A 232-nucleotide genomic window follows, 5' to 3' on the forward strand; every position below is an offset into this window, starting at 1 on the left:
ACACCGTGCAGCCGAAATCACTTGCCGATGCGGCACAGGGCGGCGACTCCCTGGCGCTGTTCGAGATCGGCGCACGCTATTCGGACGGCCGCAACGGCATGACCGTCGATCAGAAACAGGCCGCAGGCTGGTACCAGCTTTCGGCCGACAAGGGTTTTGCGCCGGCACAATACCGGCTCGGCAGCATGTATGAGAAGGGCAACGGCGTCGAACGCGACATCTCCAAGGCGAA

Annotated in this window: 1 pseudogene; it reads left to right on the plus strand. The window is 62.9% G+C overall.

The features are described 5' to 3' along the window. Positions 1-232 (plus strand): annotated as a pseudogene (locus EOD29_RS35340) (SEL1-like repeat protein); the annotation flags it as partial.

This window comes from Mesorhizobium sp. M1A.T.Ca.IN.004.03.1.1 (assembly GCF_003997555.1).
In the GTDB taxonomy this organism is placed as follows: Bacteria; Pseudomonadota; Alphaproteobacteria; order Rhizobiales; family Rhizobiaceae; genus Mesorhizobium.